Here is a 14,099-nt window from a genome sequence, read left to right as displayed (position 1 = left end):
TCACCGCCCCGGAGCGCGCCGCGAGCATGCAGCGCACCCCGTCGACCCACCCGTCCTGGCTCTTGGGGGTCCCGAGCTTCGAGCCGGACATCGCCGCGCGGGCGGCCCTCTCCGCGTCCGACTCGTCGCACTTCCCCTGCCCCGGGCGCCTCCTCTGCGTCCTCGCCGGGGAGAGCGCCTCGCGCACGGGCATCCCCAGCGACGCGAGGTGCCTGGTGAGGCCCGCCCCGTAGGACGACGTCCCCTCCATCGCGACGCAGGCCGGCTCCCCGGCCGCCGCGATCGCCCCGGCGAGCGCCTCGTATCCCGCCGCGTCGGCGGGGAACCGGCGGGACAGGACCCTGCGGCCCCTCCAGTCCAGGACGCACAGCCAGTGCGAGTCGGCGTGGGTGTCGACCCCGCAGAAGACCGGCCCGCGGGCGCCGGGTGTCGATTCGGTTCTCATGTCTCGCTCCGTTCTTTCCGTGCTCGCCTGGACCGGGCAGACGGCACACTGACGGGGCGCGATAGAATGCGGTTGTTCGGGTCCGCGGTATCGCTCCATGCTCCTATTAGGTCATGCGGCGGTCTCGGCTCGCCGCGGCCCGCGCGGGACATGTCAGGAAACGAGGGCAGCCCTGTGGGCGCCAGCGGAATGTGGGGTCACCGCGCGGTCCGCATCTGATGGTGTCGACGTCAATGGTATACGGGTGCATCATCGACGTCTTCAATACAGAAGATATCAGTGCGGAATGTTTTAGGAGGTAGCCCAAACAGCCCCGGCTGGGTCCTGTGTAGTCACCCTTTAGGCGGAACTCTCCTAATTATTTGGATGAGTCGTTTACTTACTTGTACTGTTACCGTCATCCCGCTGTTGTTGGGGTATGCTTTGTTCGTATGTAAACGTATGACATGTTGATGGGGGAGGGTGCTATGGCTCGCGAGAGTGCTCGTTCTAAGGATACGGCTAAGCCTGGCATCAAGGAAGTTGCGGCGGTGGCGGGGGTTTCGCCTACTACGGTATCTCGTGTGCTTAATAATCGTGGCTATATTAGCCAAGAGACCCGCGATAAGGTCCATGCCGCGATGAAGCGCATCAACTATACGCCCAACGATATCGCTCGTGCCATGCTCAACGGTCGCCTGAATCTTATCGGTATGATCGTCCCCTATGTCAGCAGTCCGTTTCATGCCCAAGTGGTTCAAGTCATTGAGCATACCCTGGCCGAAAACGGTTTTAAGATGCTGCTGTGCAATAGCGCCAATCGACCCGAGCTTGAGCGCTCTTATATCGACATGCTTCGACGCAATATGGTTGATGGCGTCATCGTCAACTCGCTTAATATCGGTGCCGAGGCGTATGCCGAGATGGGCTTGAGTCTGGTTGGTATCGACTGCGACCTTGGCGAAGCCTCTGTTCAGATTGCGAGCGACAGCTATAGCATCGGCGAACTTGCCACGCGTCGCCTGATCGATGACGGATGTTCACGCATCCTGTGCCTGCGCAGCAATAGCCGCATGCGCATGCCTGCCAATAAGCGTACCGATGCCTACCTCGATGTTGTTGAGCAGGCCGGTTTGCCCGCGCTTGTCCGTGAGGTCGAGTTCGTTAAGCCCGACGACGAAAAGAGTGCGGTCGTTGCGAAGATCCTCGATGAGAACCCCGATATTGACGGCATCTTTGCGGGAGACGACACGATGGCGGCTATCTGTCTTAACGTGATGAAGCAGCGCGGCTTGAGCGCTCCGGGCGATATTAAGGTCGTGGGCGCGGATGGTGCCCGCCGCACTATGACGTTTATGCCTGACTTAACAACCGTTCGCCAAGATATCGATCGCATCGGAGAGCTCGCGGCGCAATCCATCATTGCTCTTATTAACGGCGAAAAGCCCGAATCGAATATCAAGCTCCCCGTTGAACTCATTGAGGGTAAAACCGCGTAGTTCATCCCGTGCCAAAAGAATTCCTCAAACACCTCTGATGACCGTTCGCCGGCATATGTCAACCGTTTGCCGACGACTGGAACTGCGAAAAGACGTATTGGTGTGAAAACGTTTGACATATGAAAACGATTGACATATCTTGCAGTTGTACCGAGTTAGTATCTCGTGAGAAAGGAAGTCTCGGATGCACAAGGTGTATTACCAGCCTGAGGGAATTTGGGTAGGCGACATCATGCCGTACGGCGAGGACGGCACGTTCTATCTCTATCATCAGCGTGACACGCGAAACCCCGGACCTTTCGGAGAGCCGTTTGGCTGGGCACTCGCGACAACCAAGGACTTCGTCAATTACAAAGACTTTGGCGAGAGCCTTGAGCGTGGCGGCGACGAGGAAGTCGACCAGTATGTTTATGCCGGCACGGTGTTTAAGGTGGGCGACAAGTACCATGCGCTCTACACTGGTTGCAATCGCGATAAGGTCAAGGCACGCTTGATGAAGCAGGTTCTTCTTCACGCAACGAGTGACGACGCCGTCAAGTGGGAGAAGAACATCGCCGAGACGCTGCTTCCGCCCCAGGAGGGTTACGATGACCGCAACTGGCGCGATCCCTTTGTGCTTTGGGATGAGGAGAACGAAGAGTACATGCTCATCCTCGGCACGCGTGTGGGCGAGGACAAGCGTCTGATGACCGGTCGTCTGGTCAAGTTCACCTCCAAGGACCTGGATACCTGGGAGTTCCAGGGCGACTGGTGGAATCCGGGCCTGTACACCATGTTCGAGATGCCTGATCTCTTTAAGATGGGCGACTGGTGGTATCTGGTGTTCTCCGAGTACAGTGATGGCAACAAGACCCGTTACCGCATGTCTCGCTCTATCAACGGTCCTTGGATCACTCCTGCGGACGATTCCTTCGATGGCCGCGCGTACTATGCCGCGCGTACCGCATTTGACGGCGAGCGCCGCGTTCTCTTTGGTTGGGTTCCTACGCGTGACGAGGGCGGTGACCCCAGCTCTTACCTGTGGGGTGGCACCTTTATGCCTCTCGAGATCGTTCAGCGTGTTGACGGAACGCTCGGCACCAAGCTTCCTGACAGCATGCTTGGCGCCTTTGGCGAGGCTAAGGCAGTCGAGGCCTTTGAGCTCTCCTGCGAGTCGGGCAAGGTCGAGCAGGTGCTCGCCGCGGATGCCGGTTCCACCTATATGCTCGATGCCGACATCGAGCTCGCCGGTGACGCTGCCGGCTTCTCGGTGAAGCTTGCCGAGGACGCCGAGTCCGGTCTTGCCTATGAGTTCCGCGCCAACCTGCGTGAGGGCAAGCTCGAGTTTACGGCGGCCCCCCAGTATCCGTGGTTCCAGGTCAACAACATGGGCCTCGAGCGTCCGTTGTTCTTTAAGGGCGAGGGCACTCATCATGTGCGCCTGGTCGTTGACGACGATATCGCGACCATCTTTGTCGATGATGTTGCGCTTAACGCTCGATTCTGCAATAAGCAGGGCCAGGGTGTGGCGCTGACGGTCACCGACGGTACGCTTAAGTGCGCAAATGCAACGATCGCGTCTCTGTAATGGCATCAAAACGTCTTATGATTTCGTAAAGGAATGGAGAGGAACATGGACTACAAAGTAGTGTCTCAGCAAGTCGTCGATAACGTCGGCGGTCTGGAGAACATCGAGGGCGCCACGCATTGCGTTACGCGTCTGCGTCTGGTGCTCAAGGATACGAGCAAGTACAACAAGGCCGAGCTCGAGAACATCGATGGCGTCAAGGGCGTGCTGTACAACAGCGGCCAGCTCATGATCATCTTCGGTACCGGTACCGTCAACAAGGTTTACGATGAGTTTATGGCTCTGACGGGCGTTAAGGAGATTAGCGCTTCCGAGGTCAAGGGCGCCGAGGCGGACAAGAAGGGCAAGTTCTTCTCGGTCCTCAAGGTATTCTCGGACATCTTTATCCCCATCATTCCCGCTTTCGTCGGCGCTGCTATCATCATCGGCCTTAAGTCGCTGATTGTTGCCAACGGCCTCTTTGGCATGGAGGGCAGCCTCGCCGATCACAGCGAGTTCCTCAAGAACCTCGCAAGCTTCTTTGCCATTATCGCCACCACCTTCGACTACCTACCTGTCCTGGTTATGTACAGCGCGGTCAAGCGTTTTGGCGGTAACCCGATCCTGGGCATCCTCGTCGGTATCGTCATGGTTCACCCGAGCCTTATGAACCGTAACACGTTCGTTATGGACCCGACGGGTGCTGAGTACTGGAACTTCGGTCCGCTCTCCATTCCCATGGTTGCTTTCCAGGGCGGCGTGTTCCCTGCAATCCTGACTGCCTGGTTTATGGCCAAGGTCGAGAAGATTGCCCAGAAGTACATCCCCGAGGTCGTTTCGTTCGTCTTTGTCCCGACCGTTACCCTGATTCTTGCTAACGTCGCCCTGTTCACCGTGTTCGGCCCGCTCGGCAACCTGATCGGCGACGTCCTCGCCGGCGTAATCGATATCCTGTACAACAGGATGGGCGTCTTCGGTGCCTTTGTCTTTGCCGCATTCCTGCAGCCGCTCGTCGTTACCGGTACGCATCAGTTCATCCAGGGTATCGAGGCAAACCTCGTTGCCACGACTGGCTTCAACTACATCCAGGCAATCTGGTCGGTTTCCATCATCGCCCAGGGCGGCGGCGCCATCGGCATGTACCTCATTCACAAGAAGCATTCCAAAGAGCGCAACATCTGCATGTCGTCCTTTATCCCGACGCTGGTCGGTATCTCCGAGCCCGCAATCTTTGCTGCAAACATGCGCTACTCGATCATCCCGTTCATCTGCGCTTGCATCGGTGCAGGCTGCGGCGGTGCCTTCGTGAAGCTCTTTGAGGTGCGCGCCATCGGTCAGGGTCTGACCGGCGTGCTTGGCCTGCTCATCGTTACGCCCGAGACGCTCGTGTGGTATGTGGCTGGCAATCTCATCGCCTTCATCGTGCCGATCGTCTTGATCTTTGCCTACAACAAGGCAAAGGGCGTGCCGACCACCGATGAAGAGGGCGCTGGCGCTGGCTTCGACGTTAGCTTCTAGTTGAGCCGTTCAGCGTAATGTGCGGATAAGTCCATTTGGGGAAGGGCGTTCGGCTCGTGTGAGTCGAGCGTCCTTTCCCATAGACGAGAAAGTCAACGGCGATGTTTAATCAAAAAAATAAGGTGACATGCGCGGACTATGAGCAGTGGCGTGCCGGACAGGATGAGACGGTGGCTCGCATCGCATCCGACCCCGATAGGCTTTTGTTCCATGTGGAGCCTGAGCTTGGCTGGCTCAACGACCCCAATGGTTTGGTTCAGATTGGTGATACGTATCACATCTATCATCAATACGATCCGTTCGATGCTGCGCATGGCGGTCCAGTGCTTTGGAACCATCTGACGACAAAGGATTTTGTGACGTACGAGAATCACGGCCCCGTGCTGTTCCCCGATTCCGATTTGGATTCGAGTGGAGCGTATTCTGGTTCTGCCTTTGTACGTGATGGCAAGATTCACTACTTCTATACCGGCAACGTTAAACATTTTGACCGTGATGATTACGACTACGTGTTGACGGGCCGTGAGCAAAACCAAATTCATATGGTTGCCGAGAATCCCGACGAATTGGGCGAGAAGCGCATAGCTGTTGGGCCGGTCGATTACCCCGACGATATCGGTACGCACGTGCGCGACCCCAAGATCCTTGAACACGACGGTATCTACTACATGGTTCTCGGCGCTCGTACGAAAGACGATCGCGGGTGCGTGCTTGTCTATACCTCGCGTGATCTAGAGGACTGGGGCTATGCGACGCGCATTGAGCTGGGCGAGAAGTTTGGCTTTATGTGGGAGTGTCCTGATCTGTTTGAGCTCGATGGCGAGCTTATTCTCGTTTGCTGTCCGCAGGGCGTGCCCGCCGATGGCTGGCGTTACCGCAATCCGCATCAGTGCGTGTGGTTCTCCATCGAGGCCGATTGGGGGGCGCCGAGCTTTAAGATCGTCGGCCAGGGCATGCCTCCGATGGTTGATGCCGGTTTTGATTTCTATGCCCCGCAGTCCTTTGAGGACGTTGCGCGTCGGCGTTTGATGATCGGATGGTCGGGTTGCCCCGATGCGAAGGCGGAAAGCCCGACGGTGGCGCGCGGGTGGCAGTGCGCGTTGACGGTGCCGAGAGAGTTGAGCATGCGCGGCGGCAAGCTCTGCCAGCAACCGGCGCACGAGATTGAGAGAATGCGCGGCAATTGCGTTCGTGCTGTAGGCGGTGAAACCGTTGAGGAGCCGGGTCGCCTGTTTGATCTTGTGGTTTCCTGTGAGGGAGCCAAGATGGTCGAGCTCGAAATCCGCAAGGGTGTCTTTGTACGCTATACGGACGGGATGCTTACCCTCGACATGGGTGACGAAGGCTATGGGCGCAACCAGAGGTCGATCGAGCTCAGCGAGCTTCGCGATTTGCGCGTGCTTTCGGACACTACGATGGTCGAGATTTTTGCCAACGGTGGCGAGGCAGCACTTACGAGCCGTACCTATTCGTCGGCGGTTCCGGCGATGGCGCTGCACGCCGAGGGTGCGGCGTCGATGGATTTCTACCGCCTCGCTCATTAACCGTGCATGGAGCACGATTGGACTTGTTGGGCGGAATGTGTCGCAGTTGCCGCGGCCAGCTACCGCTTATCGCGTATAGCGACCGTTTGCGGAATAAGTAACACTCCTTAATAAACCGTGTAGAATCTCAGATAAGCACGGAGTTTTCCAGGGAGACGCTGTCCTTTGTTGTGTGCAAGGGACGGCGTCTCTTTGGCGCTTGGAGGCCGTTCTGCAGCAGGACGGTGGACGTGCGTCATATATTAAAAAACCAACGTCGAGATGGGTCGTGATAAGAATGGGCAAGTACGTAATCGTGGTTGAATCTGGTTCGGATGTGACGCCAGAGCTCTGCGAACGCTACGGCATCGTGCGCGTGCCCATGCATGTCACGATTGGCGACGAGACCGTCGAGGATGGCTCGATTGATCCGCTCGAGATTTACTCGCGCTGTAACGAGTTTGGCGTGATGCCCAAGACCAGTGGCTGTTCGCCAGCGGATTTTGCGCATGTGTACGACCGCATCCATGCCGAGCAACCCGACGCGACTATTTTGCATCTTGCATATTCCGAGGCCACGACCTGTTCGCATCAGTCCTCTAAGATTGCGGCCCAGGGGCGCGACTACGTGTTCTCCATGGACACACGCTTTGTCTCGGTGGGCCAGTCGCTCGTTGTCGTCGAGACCGCCAAATACATCGAGGCTCACCCCGATGTCACCGTCGACGAGATCTTTGCATTTACGAACTCCGTCATGGACCGCGTACTGTTGGGCTTTGTTCCTACCGACCTTGCCTTCCTTAAGGCAGGTGGCCGCTTGTCCAACGTCGCGTTCCTAGGCGCCCATCTGCTCAAGATTAAGCCCTGCATTGAGGTGACGGGCGGCAAGTTCGTGGCGACCAAGAAGTTCCGCGGTTCTATGCTTAAGTGCGCCCGTGCCTTTATTGATCACATGGTAGAGAAGGGCGAGATCGACTACTCGCATATTGGCCTGGCGTATTCGGTGGGTCTTTCCGAGGAGTTGCGCGACGACATGGAAGTCTATGCACACGATCTTGGCTTTAAGGACGTTACCTGGACTCAGGTCGGCGGCGTCATTTCGAGCCACTGCGGCCCGACTGCTTTCGGCGCGGTGCTCACGCTTAAGGCGTAAAGGCCTCAGACGAGCGTTCTTCAGTCTGACATCTCGAAGTAGACCCCAGCCATGGTGATGGGGGATAGATTAAAACGTGCCATTCTAGCCCGAGACGTTTAAATGCAAACGCATAGGCTAGAATGGCTCTGGCATTTTAATTGGTTGCATCCAAGGAGAGGCAAGGTAGCGCGAATGGCAGAAATGACGCTTGAGGGTGTGGACGCTCGTCCCGAGGACTCTGCGTTTGCCCTTGGCCGCGTGCATTCAATCGAGACGATGGGAACGGTCGACGGACCCGGCATTCGCTTTGTGGTGTTTGTCCAGGGCTGTCCCATGCGCTGCGCGTATTGTCACAATCCCGATACCTGGTCTGTTAACGGCGGCACCATGGTGACCGTCGAACACCTGATGGATGAGTTCCAGAGCAACCACGAGTTCTATCGCAGCGGCGGAATTACGGTGTCCGGCGGCGAGCCGCTCCTACAGCCTGAGTTTTTGGCCGACCTGTTCCGTGCAATGCACAACAACCCCGATGGCCGCGTGCATACCTGCTTGGATAGCTGCGGCTATGCGTTCGATCCCGCGCATCCCGAGAAGTTCGATGCCGTACTCAACGAGACCGATATGGTGCTGCTCGATATTAAGCATGCCGACCCGGTCGAGCATAAAAAGCTGACCGGTTGCGATCCCGCACGCATCTTGGCGTTTGGCGATGAGCTCGCGCGTCGCAAGATTAAGGTCGTTATCCGCCACGTGGTGGTACCGGGCATTACCGACACGGTGGAGGAGTGCGAGAAGCTTGGTTGCCTGATCGCTCCATGGCACAACGTGGTGGGCCTGGAAATGCTGCCGTATCACACGATGGGTGTCGTCAAGTACGAGCAACTGGGCATTCCCTATAAGCTCGAGGGCGTGCCCCAGATGGATACCGCGTGCATGCCCGAGCTGCGCAATGCCGTCATGACGGGCATGAAAAAGCGCCGCGCGGAACTCAAAAACGCCATCGGCTAGCGTGCCATTTTCGCTCCCCAAGGGCACTCATTGGGGACAGACTTAAATGAGTGCCCCTGGGCACCTAGTTGATTGCTAAAGAGCCCCCGTCCTTAAAAGACTGCTCTCTGGGTTGCGGTGAGATGCGCAACAGAATCGTGCCATTTGGATAAAAACGCTTGTGGTTTCTTTAAAGACACCTTAAACGCCGCTGAATATCTTTGGAAAGAAATGCCTGCTCGGTATCATACTGCTCGTATATAAACGGTGGCAGTCAGGAGACCACGTGCGAAACATCGCATCGCGGGACGAGTATGTGCCGCAGCATGGCAGCAGATATAAGACGAAGGGCACGTCTTCGCGTGGCCTTGCCGGCGCTCGCATCCGCGTGAGGAAGATTGCCGCCATTGGGATGCTAACGTCGGCGGTTATTATCCTCGGAATTACCGTTAAAACCTACGCCTCGGAGCGAACGGTGCGCCCAGATGCGTCAACGGTACAGCTGCAAAACGAGAAGGTTTCAAAGTCCAAAGCGTCGGCAGATCAAGCTCTGTCGACGGCAGATCTCAAGACGAGACTTTCGAAGGCGGACTTCAACGATATCCCTTCGGGTGATACCGTTCGGACCTTCTCGTTGGTGGATAACAAGACTCCTGCCTTGGAGGATGAGAGCCTTGCCTCGCTCCAGGATGCCCTGTGTCGGGCGCAGGAGCTGGGCGACGTGGGTGTAGTGTTCTACGACCTATCGAGTGGTAGGGGCGTGACGTATAACGCCGATGTCGAGGTGTATGGAGCGAGCAGCTACAAAGCGCTGTATGCGCTCTATATTTGCGAGACGTTGGTCGAATCGGGGCGGGTGTCGCTCGATGGGCCTTTAGCCACGTATGGTGGTTGCAGCATGGGCTGGCAGACGGTGCGCGACCTTATCGAGAATGCCGTCGCCAACTCAGACAACGATTCGTTTATCGCGTTACGCGCGGCGTTTGACCATGATGGCTATGAGGATCGGATTGCCAATCTGGGTGTTGATGACGAAACGGCACTGAATCCGATGAGTGATTTTCCGACCTACTGCCCGCGCACTTCTGCGAGGTTATGGCGCGAGATGAGCGAGTATCTGAGCATGGATACCGAGACTTCACAGTGGTTGTCGGGCCTTCTGGCATCAACATCGCGCTCGTTTATTCGCGATGGCATTGCGGACGAGCAGGTTTTGGTGCGCAACAAGGCAGGCTGGATTAGCGAGGATGGTTACTATTCGACATGCGATGCAGGCCTCATCGACATCGATGGCCGTACCTATGTCATGAGCGTCATGACATCGATGCCATGGAGTGACCGTTCGAGCGAGGTTACGGCCGCGATTGCAAAGGCTCTGTTTGATACGCGAGCTGCACTGGCTTAGCGTGTTCGTTTGGCGAGGTCAAACAAAATGCTGGTACCATACCTTGGTTGAGAATTTCGTATAGGTTTGGGGAATGGTATGGCTACCATCGCGATTATCGGTGCGCTCGAAAAAGAGATCATGCAGATTAAGGAAGAGCTGAGCGACGTTTGCGAGGCACGGGAGGCAGGCTTGACCGTTGTGAGCGGTGAGCTCGACGGCCTGACAGTTGTCGCCACAACGGCGGGCATGGGCACGGTGAACGCCGCCGCTGCAACACAGCACCTCATTAGCAAGTATGCTCCGCAGGCTGTTGTGTTTTCGGGCATTGCGGGCGGTTTGAACCCCAAGCTCCATATCGACGACGTGGTCATTGGCAAACGCCTACGCTATCTGGATACCGATACCGCGCTTATCGCCGAGTCCGCACCGGGGCTCGAGGAGTTTGGCTCGACGCCCGCGCTGGTCGATATTGCCGCCGACGTGCTTGCTGAGCGTGGGTTTGTTGACGCTTCGAAAAATGCAGTCGCTTCGAACGAGGGCACCAAGCAGTTCCTGGTCGGCACGATTGCCACGGGTAACCGCTTTGTGACGGGCGCCACCATGCGCAACGACGCTATCGAGGCGACGCATGCCGATTGTGTCGGCATGGAGGGCGCGGCAATTGCCCATGTCGCAACCAAAAATGGTGTCGATTGCCTGGTGTTGCGCGCTATCAGCGATAATTGTGACGAGGCGTACGATGCAATTTGCGAGCGAGAGTTCGATCTGTTCGAGTACGCGCGTGTCGCAAGTGACATTACGCTCGATATCGTCCGCCGCATTGCCGCTGCGCAATAGCGCGTCTATTTGTAAGAACCTACGACCAAGGAGTGTCCATGGCCGATTCCATTAACTACCAGCTTGCCAAGTTCGTCGCCAGCTATGGCAAGGTTTCGCAGATTCCCGAGTCCACCTGCCCCGAGGTGAGCTTTGTCGGCCGCTCCAACGTGGGCAAGTCGTCGATTATGAACAAGCTATTTGGCCGCAAGAACCTAGTCAAGGTTTCCAGTACGCCGGGCAAGACGAGCAACATCAACTTCTTTGAGGCCGATGACGTGCATTTCGTGGACCTGCCGGGTTACGGTTTCGCCCGTCGCTCCAAGGCCGAGCGCGACCGCTGGGCCGAGCTTATCGGCGACTTTTTCGACTCCGAGCGCAGCTTTAACTTGGTGGTCTCGCTGGTGGACATTCGTCACGACCCCAGCAAGCTCGACCACGACATGATCGACTACCTACAGGGCAACGAGTTCAACTTTATCGTTTGCCTCACCAAAGCCGACAAGCTCAGCCGCACCCAGCAGGCCCGCCAGGCAGCAGCCATCAAAAAGCAGCTCAACGTCCCGGCCGAGAACGTGATCATCACAAGCTCCCAGACCGGCACCGGCATCGATGAGCTTAAGCGCCGCATTGCCGCGGCCTGCCTTTAGTCAGGCCGCGGCCCCTCAAAAGCTCCCATCTAGATCACCTCAGTGATAGTTATTGGTAAACTATCACTGAGGTGATATTTTTGGAGGTCGATATGGAGCTTTGGCACGGGTCGGACGTTGTTGTCGATCATCCATCGTTGGATAAATGCAGGCAATTCAATGACTATGGGCGCGGGTTTTATTGCACACCGCATGAGGAAATGGCAATGGAGTGGGCATGTCGGACCGAGTCTGATGGCATTGCCAATCGATATGAGCTTGATTTAGATGGCCTTGCGATTTTGGATTTGGAATCAGGTGAGTTCTCGATTCTCAACTGGCTTGCAATTCTGGCGAATAACAGAGAGTTTAATGTTTCAACGCCAGTAGCACGCGAGGGGCTTCGTTATCTGCTGGATAACTGCCTGATTGATATTTCTCCCTATGACGTTATTCGAGGCTATCGTGCAGACGATTCCTATTTCTCGTTTGCAAGACAGTTTGTCAACGGCATGATCTCGCTCAGGCAATTGCAGCGCATTATGTTTTTGGGGGATTTGGGCATTCAATATGCGCTTATGAGTGAGCGTGCATTCTCGGCGATTAAGTTCCGCGATTGGAAGCAGGCCTCGGGAGCTGAGTTTTATCCCAAACGATTTGAGCGAGAACAGAACGCTCGACGAAAGTACCTGGATACGGTAAACGGATTTGACTCTGATGGTGTCGACATTAGGGATTTGATGGCAGGAAGGGTTGATTTAAATGATCCAAGAGTTAACGGATTGTGGGCCGAGTAGGACATACCCCGTCTACTACCTTGAGGATGCAATGAACAACCTCGGCGACTGCTTTGACTATGCCGTTAACGATTATGGGGCAGAAGGATCGGAAGTTGCTGAACTCTTTTGCCTGAGCGGCGTAGCTCGCGAGTTCGAACGCGGCAACGCATGGGTAGTGTCGGGAAAATCGGGCGTTGAGCTGTTCGCGCTTATCGCCGAAAGGTCGGGCTATCAATCAAGGCCGATGCCAAATCGAACCTACCGATTCGAAAAGACACCGGAATATTGGACAGGCTGGATATTGGCATACCTTCAGTGGCGCCTAGGAGAGTCTTTCGAAGATTTGCTGCATGTCGTTCCATTCGATGTGCTACGCAGCCTGTACTACCCCTGGCACGAAGCCTCGGAGGAACGCGTGGCTCGTCTCGTCTGCGATATGGCGAAGAAAGCGTCCAGGCAAACCAAACTTGCGTTAGCAAGAAAGAGGCTCAAGAAAACCCAACAAGACCTGGCATACGAATCGGGTGTGTCACTCCGCTCAATCCAAATGTACGAGCAGCGCCAGAGAAACATCAATGAAGCTTCGGTTACAAGCGTAAGAGCCATAGCAAAAGCCCTCCACTGCAACATCGAGGACCTCCTAGAACCAGTCTTCGAATACAAAGAAACCAGCGCCGCCTAAACCAAGCACACAGCCGATGCCCGCCTCTAGGAAGTGCTCCAGCCTAGCAAGAGCCCCTACCAATAAAAAGCCAAACTATCAGCCCGGCGCCTTTCCAGAGCGTAGGTCCCTGTAGCCGCTGCCGGCGAAGTTAACATAGGGGAGGCCAGGGGGCTTTGCCCCCAAATCTTTCCGCAGGACGGCAGGACCCCCGCCGCACGAAGTGCGCAGCGGGGGTCCTGCCATGTCCGAGGACGATTTGGGGGCAAAGCCCCCTGGCCTCCCCGGCGAGTATACGGGACGGCGACTACAGGTATTCGATCTGGGCGCCTTCCGTGTCGCACGTCAGAATGTGCGTGTCACACTTGGGGAACTGCTCACGCAGCTTGACCTGCAGGAACTTTGCCACGATGGTGTCGTCGGTCACAGCCATGAGGGTCGAGCCCGAGCCGCTAATCCAGATGGTCTTAGCGCCGCCGTTAAGGCAGGTGTCGCGCACGGCGTTGTAGTCGGGGATCAGGCGGCGACGATAGGGCTCCTGGATGCGGTCGTCGTTGGCGGCGGCAATCAGGTCCAGGTCACCAGTCTCCAAGCCGCGCGTCATGCCGGCGATGCGGCCCATCTGCCACACGGCGGTGGAGAGTGGAATCTCCTGCGGCACGACCTTGCGTGCCTCGCTCGTGTGCACCTCGTAAGGTGGAATCACGGTAATAAAACGCAAACGATCGCTCACCTCGTAGCGCAGGCACTGGGGGAGCGAATCGGTCGGCGTAAAGGAGCAGACGGCGCCGCCCAGGATAGCGGGGGCGACGTTATCGGGATGGCCCTCGACCTCGGTGGCGATGCGGACGAGCTCGGCGCGGTCGACGGTATGGCCCGTCAACGCGGCGGCAGCCATGATGCCGGCGACGACGCAGGTGGAGCTGGAGCCCAGGCCGCGGGCGACGGGCACGTCGGTCTGGATGTCGATGGCAACGGGAAAAGCCGGCTCGCCCCATGCGGCCAGCGCATCGACAAAGCTCACATAGACCAGGTTGTTCTCGTTTTGGAACTCTTCGGGGCAGCCCGTGATGGTGAGCTTGTCGGCGCGCTCAAAGGTAAAGTGCGAGTAGAGGCTGACGGCCATGCCGAGGGTATCGTAGCCAATGCCCAAGTTGGCGCTTGTTGCTGGGACGGTGATCTTGATCATGTG

General features: G+C 56.9%; 13 protein-coding genes. 11 read left to right on the top strand and 2 right to left on the bottom strand.

Annotated features, from left to right (window positions below; all coding sequences use genetic code 11):
• Positions 1 to 445, bottom strand: a 445-nt coding sequence (locus tag AB5Z54_RS06600; RefSeq protein WP_368160882.1) for an IS110 family transposase, incomplete at its 3' end; no start/stop codon positions are given.
• 467 nt (positions 446 to 912) lie between these two features.
• On the opposite strand from AB5Z54_RS06600, the gene AB5Z54_RS06595 reads away from it, so the two are divergent.
• From AB5Z54_RS06595 to AB5Z54_RS06545, 11 genes are all read left to right on the top strand, one after another.
• The gene (locus tag AB5Z54_RS06595; protein ID WP_225093894.1) at positions 913 to 1,923 is read left to right on the top strand and encodes a LacI family DNA-binding transcriptional regulator; all 1,011 of its coding nucleotides are present in this window, start codon (positions 913 to 915) and stop codon (positions 1,921 to 1,923) included.
• 184 nt (positions 1,924 to 2,107) lie between these two features.
• Positions 2,108 to 3,490 carry a family 43 glycosylhydrolase gene (locus tag AB5Z54_RS06590; protein WP_195625337.1) on the top strand — a complete coding sequence of 461 codons (1,383 nt, stop codon included), beginning with the start codon at positions 2,108 to 2,110 and terminating at the stop codon, positions 3,488 to 3,490.
• Between the two features lie 45 nt (positions 3,491 to 3,535).
• Positions 3,536 to 4,987 carry a PTS transporter subunit EIIC gene (locus AB5Z54_RS06585; RefSeq protein ID WP_040358954.1) on the top strand — a complete coding sequence of 484 codons (1,452 nt, stop codon included), beginning with the start codon at positions 3,536 to 3,538 and terminating at the stop codon, positions 4,985 to 4,987.
• Between the two features lie 101 nt (positions 4,988 to 5,088).
• Positions 5,089 to 6,531, top strand: coding sequence for a glycoside hydrolase family 32 protein (locus tag AB5Z54_RS06580; RefSeq protein WP_368160879.1), 1,443 nt, complete (start codon positions 5,089 to 5,091; stop codon positions 6,529 to 6,531).
• A gap of 277 nt (positions 6,532 to 6,808) precedes the next feature.
• Positions 6,809 to 7,663 (top strand): DegV family protein, encoded by an 855-nt coding sequence (locus tag AB5Z54_RS06575; protein ID WP_040358955.1) that lies wholly within the window; start codon positions 6,809 to 6,811, stop codon positions 7,661 to 7,663.
• Positions 7,664 to 7,837: 174 nt separating this feature from the next.
• Positions 7,838 to 8,656 (top strand): pyruvate formate-lyase-activating protein, encoded by an 819-nt coding sequence (gene pflA / locus AB5Z54_RS06570; RefSeq protein ID WP_368160877.1) that lies wholly within the window; start codon positions 7,838 to 7,840, stop codon positions 8,654 to 8,656.
• Positions 8,657 to 8,921: 265 nt separating this feature from the next.
• Positions 8,922 to 10,040, top strand: a complete 1,119-nt coding sequence (locus AB5Z54_RS06565; protein WP_368160876.1) for a serine hydrolase — start codon at positions 8,922 to 8,924, stop codon at positions 10,038 to 10,040.
• Between the two features lie 78 nt (positions 10,041 to 10,118).
• Positions 10,119 to 10,859, top strand: coding sequence for a 5'-methylthioadenosine/S-adenosylhomocysteine nucleosidase (gene mtnN, locus AB5Z54_RS06560; protein ID WP_006234870.1), 741 nt, complete (start codon positions 10,119 to 10,121; stop codon positions 10,857 to 10,859).
• A gap of 38 nt (positions 10,860 to 10,897) precedes the next feature.
• Complete coding sequence (yihA, locus tag AB5Z54_RS06555) at positions 10,898 to 11,488, top strand: ribosome biogenesis GTP-binding protein YihA/YsxC (RefSeq protein WP_368160874.1); 591 nt, start codon at positions 10,898 to 10,900, stop codon at positions 11,486 to 11,488.
• 92 nt (positions 11,489 to 11,580) lie between these two features.
• On the top strand, positions 11,581 to 12,264 hold the full coding sequence (locus tag AB5Z54_RS06550; RefSeq protein WP_368160872.1) for a DUF3990 domain-containing protein: 684 nt from the start codon (positions 11,581 to 11,583) through the stop codon (positions 12,262 to 12,264).
• 31 nt (positions 12,265 to 12,295) lie between these two features.
• On the top strand, positions 12,296 to 12,928 hold the full coding sequence (locus AB5Z54_RS06545) for a helix-turn-helix transcriptional regulator (protein ID WP_117821084.1): 633 nt from the start codon (positions 12,296 to 12,298) through the stop codon (positions 12,926 to 12,928).
• A 286-nt stretch (positions 12,929 to 13,214) separates the two neighbouring features.
• Here the strand turns inward: AB5Z54_RS06545 and thrB are convergent, their stop codons facing one another.
• Positions 13,215 to 14,096: a homoserine kinase gene (thrB, locus tag AB5Z54_RS06540; protein WP_006234874.1), complete on the bottom strand. Its 882-nt coding sequence runs from the start codon at positions 14,094 to 14,096 to the stop codon at positions 13,215 to 13,217.
• Between the last annotated feature and the right edge of the window lie 3 nt (positions 14,097 to 14,099).

This window comes from Collinsella aerofaciens, from assembly GCF_040910185.1.
Lineage (GTDB): Bacteria > Actinomycetota > Coriobacteriia > Coriobacteriales > Coriobacteriaceae > Collinsella > Collinsella aerofaciens_BF.
Note: the sequence above shows the minus strand (reverse complement) of the source record. Positions and strands in the feature narration are given on the sequence as shown.

Bases quoted from the DNA above. Each gene is read 5' to 3' on its own strand.
- AB5Z54_RS06595 (WP_225093894.1), top strand. From the start codon at position 913: ATGGCTCGCGAGAGTGCTCGTTCTAAGGATACGGCTAAGCCTGGCATC.
- AB5Z54_RS06590 (WP_195625337.1), top strand. From the start codon at position 2,108: ATGCACAAGGTGTATTACCAGCCTGAGGGAATTTGGGTAGGCGACATC.
- AB5Z54_RS06585 (WP_040358954.1), top strand. From the start codon at position 3,536: ATGGACTACAAAGTAGTGTCTCAGCAAGTCGTCGATAACGTCGGCGGT.
- AB5Z54_RS06580 (WP_368160879.1), top strand. From the start codon at position 5,089: ATGTTTAATCAAAAAAATAAGGTGACATGCGCGGACTATGAGCAGTGG.
- AB5Z54_RS06575 (WP_040358955.1), top strand. From the start codon at position 6,809: ATGGGCAAGTACGTAATCGTGGTTGAATCTGGTTCGGATGTGACGCCA.
- pflA (WP_368160877.1), top strand. From the start codon at position 7,838: ATGGCAGAAATGACGCTTGAGGGTGTGGACGCTCGTCCCGAGGACTCT.
- mtnN (WP_006234870.1), top strand. From the start codon at position 10,119: ATGGCTACCATCGCGATTATCGGTGCGCTCGAAAAAGAGATCATGCAG.
- yihA (WP_368160874.1), top strand. From the start codon at position 10,898: ATGGCCGATTCCATTAACTACCAGCTTGCCAAGTTCGTCGCCAGCTAT.
- AB5Z54_RS06550 (WP_368160872.1), top strand. From the start codon at position 11,581: ATGGAGCTTTGGCACGGGTCGGACGTTGTTGTCGATCATCCATCGTTG.
- AB5Z54_RS06545 (WP_117821084.1), top strand. From the start codon at position 12,296: ATGAACAACCTCGGCGACTGCTTTGACTATGCCGTTAACGATTATGGG.
- thrB (WP_006234874.1), bottom strand. From the start codon at position 14,096: ATGATCAAGATCACCGTCCCAGCAACAAGCGCCAACTTGGGCATTGGC.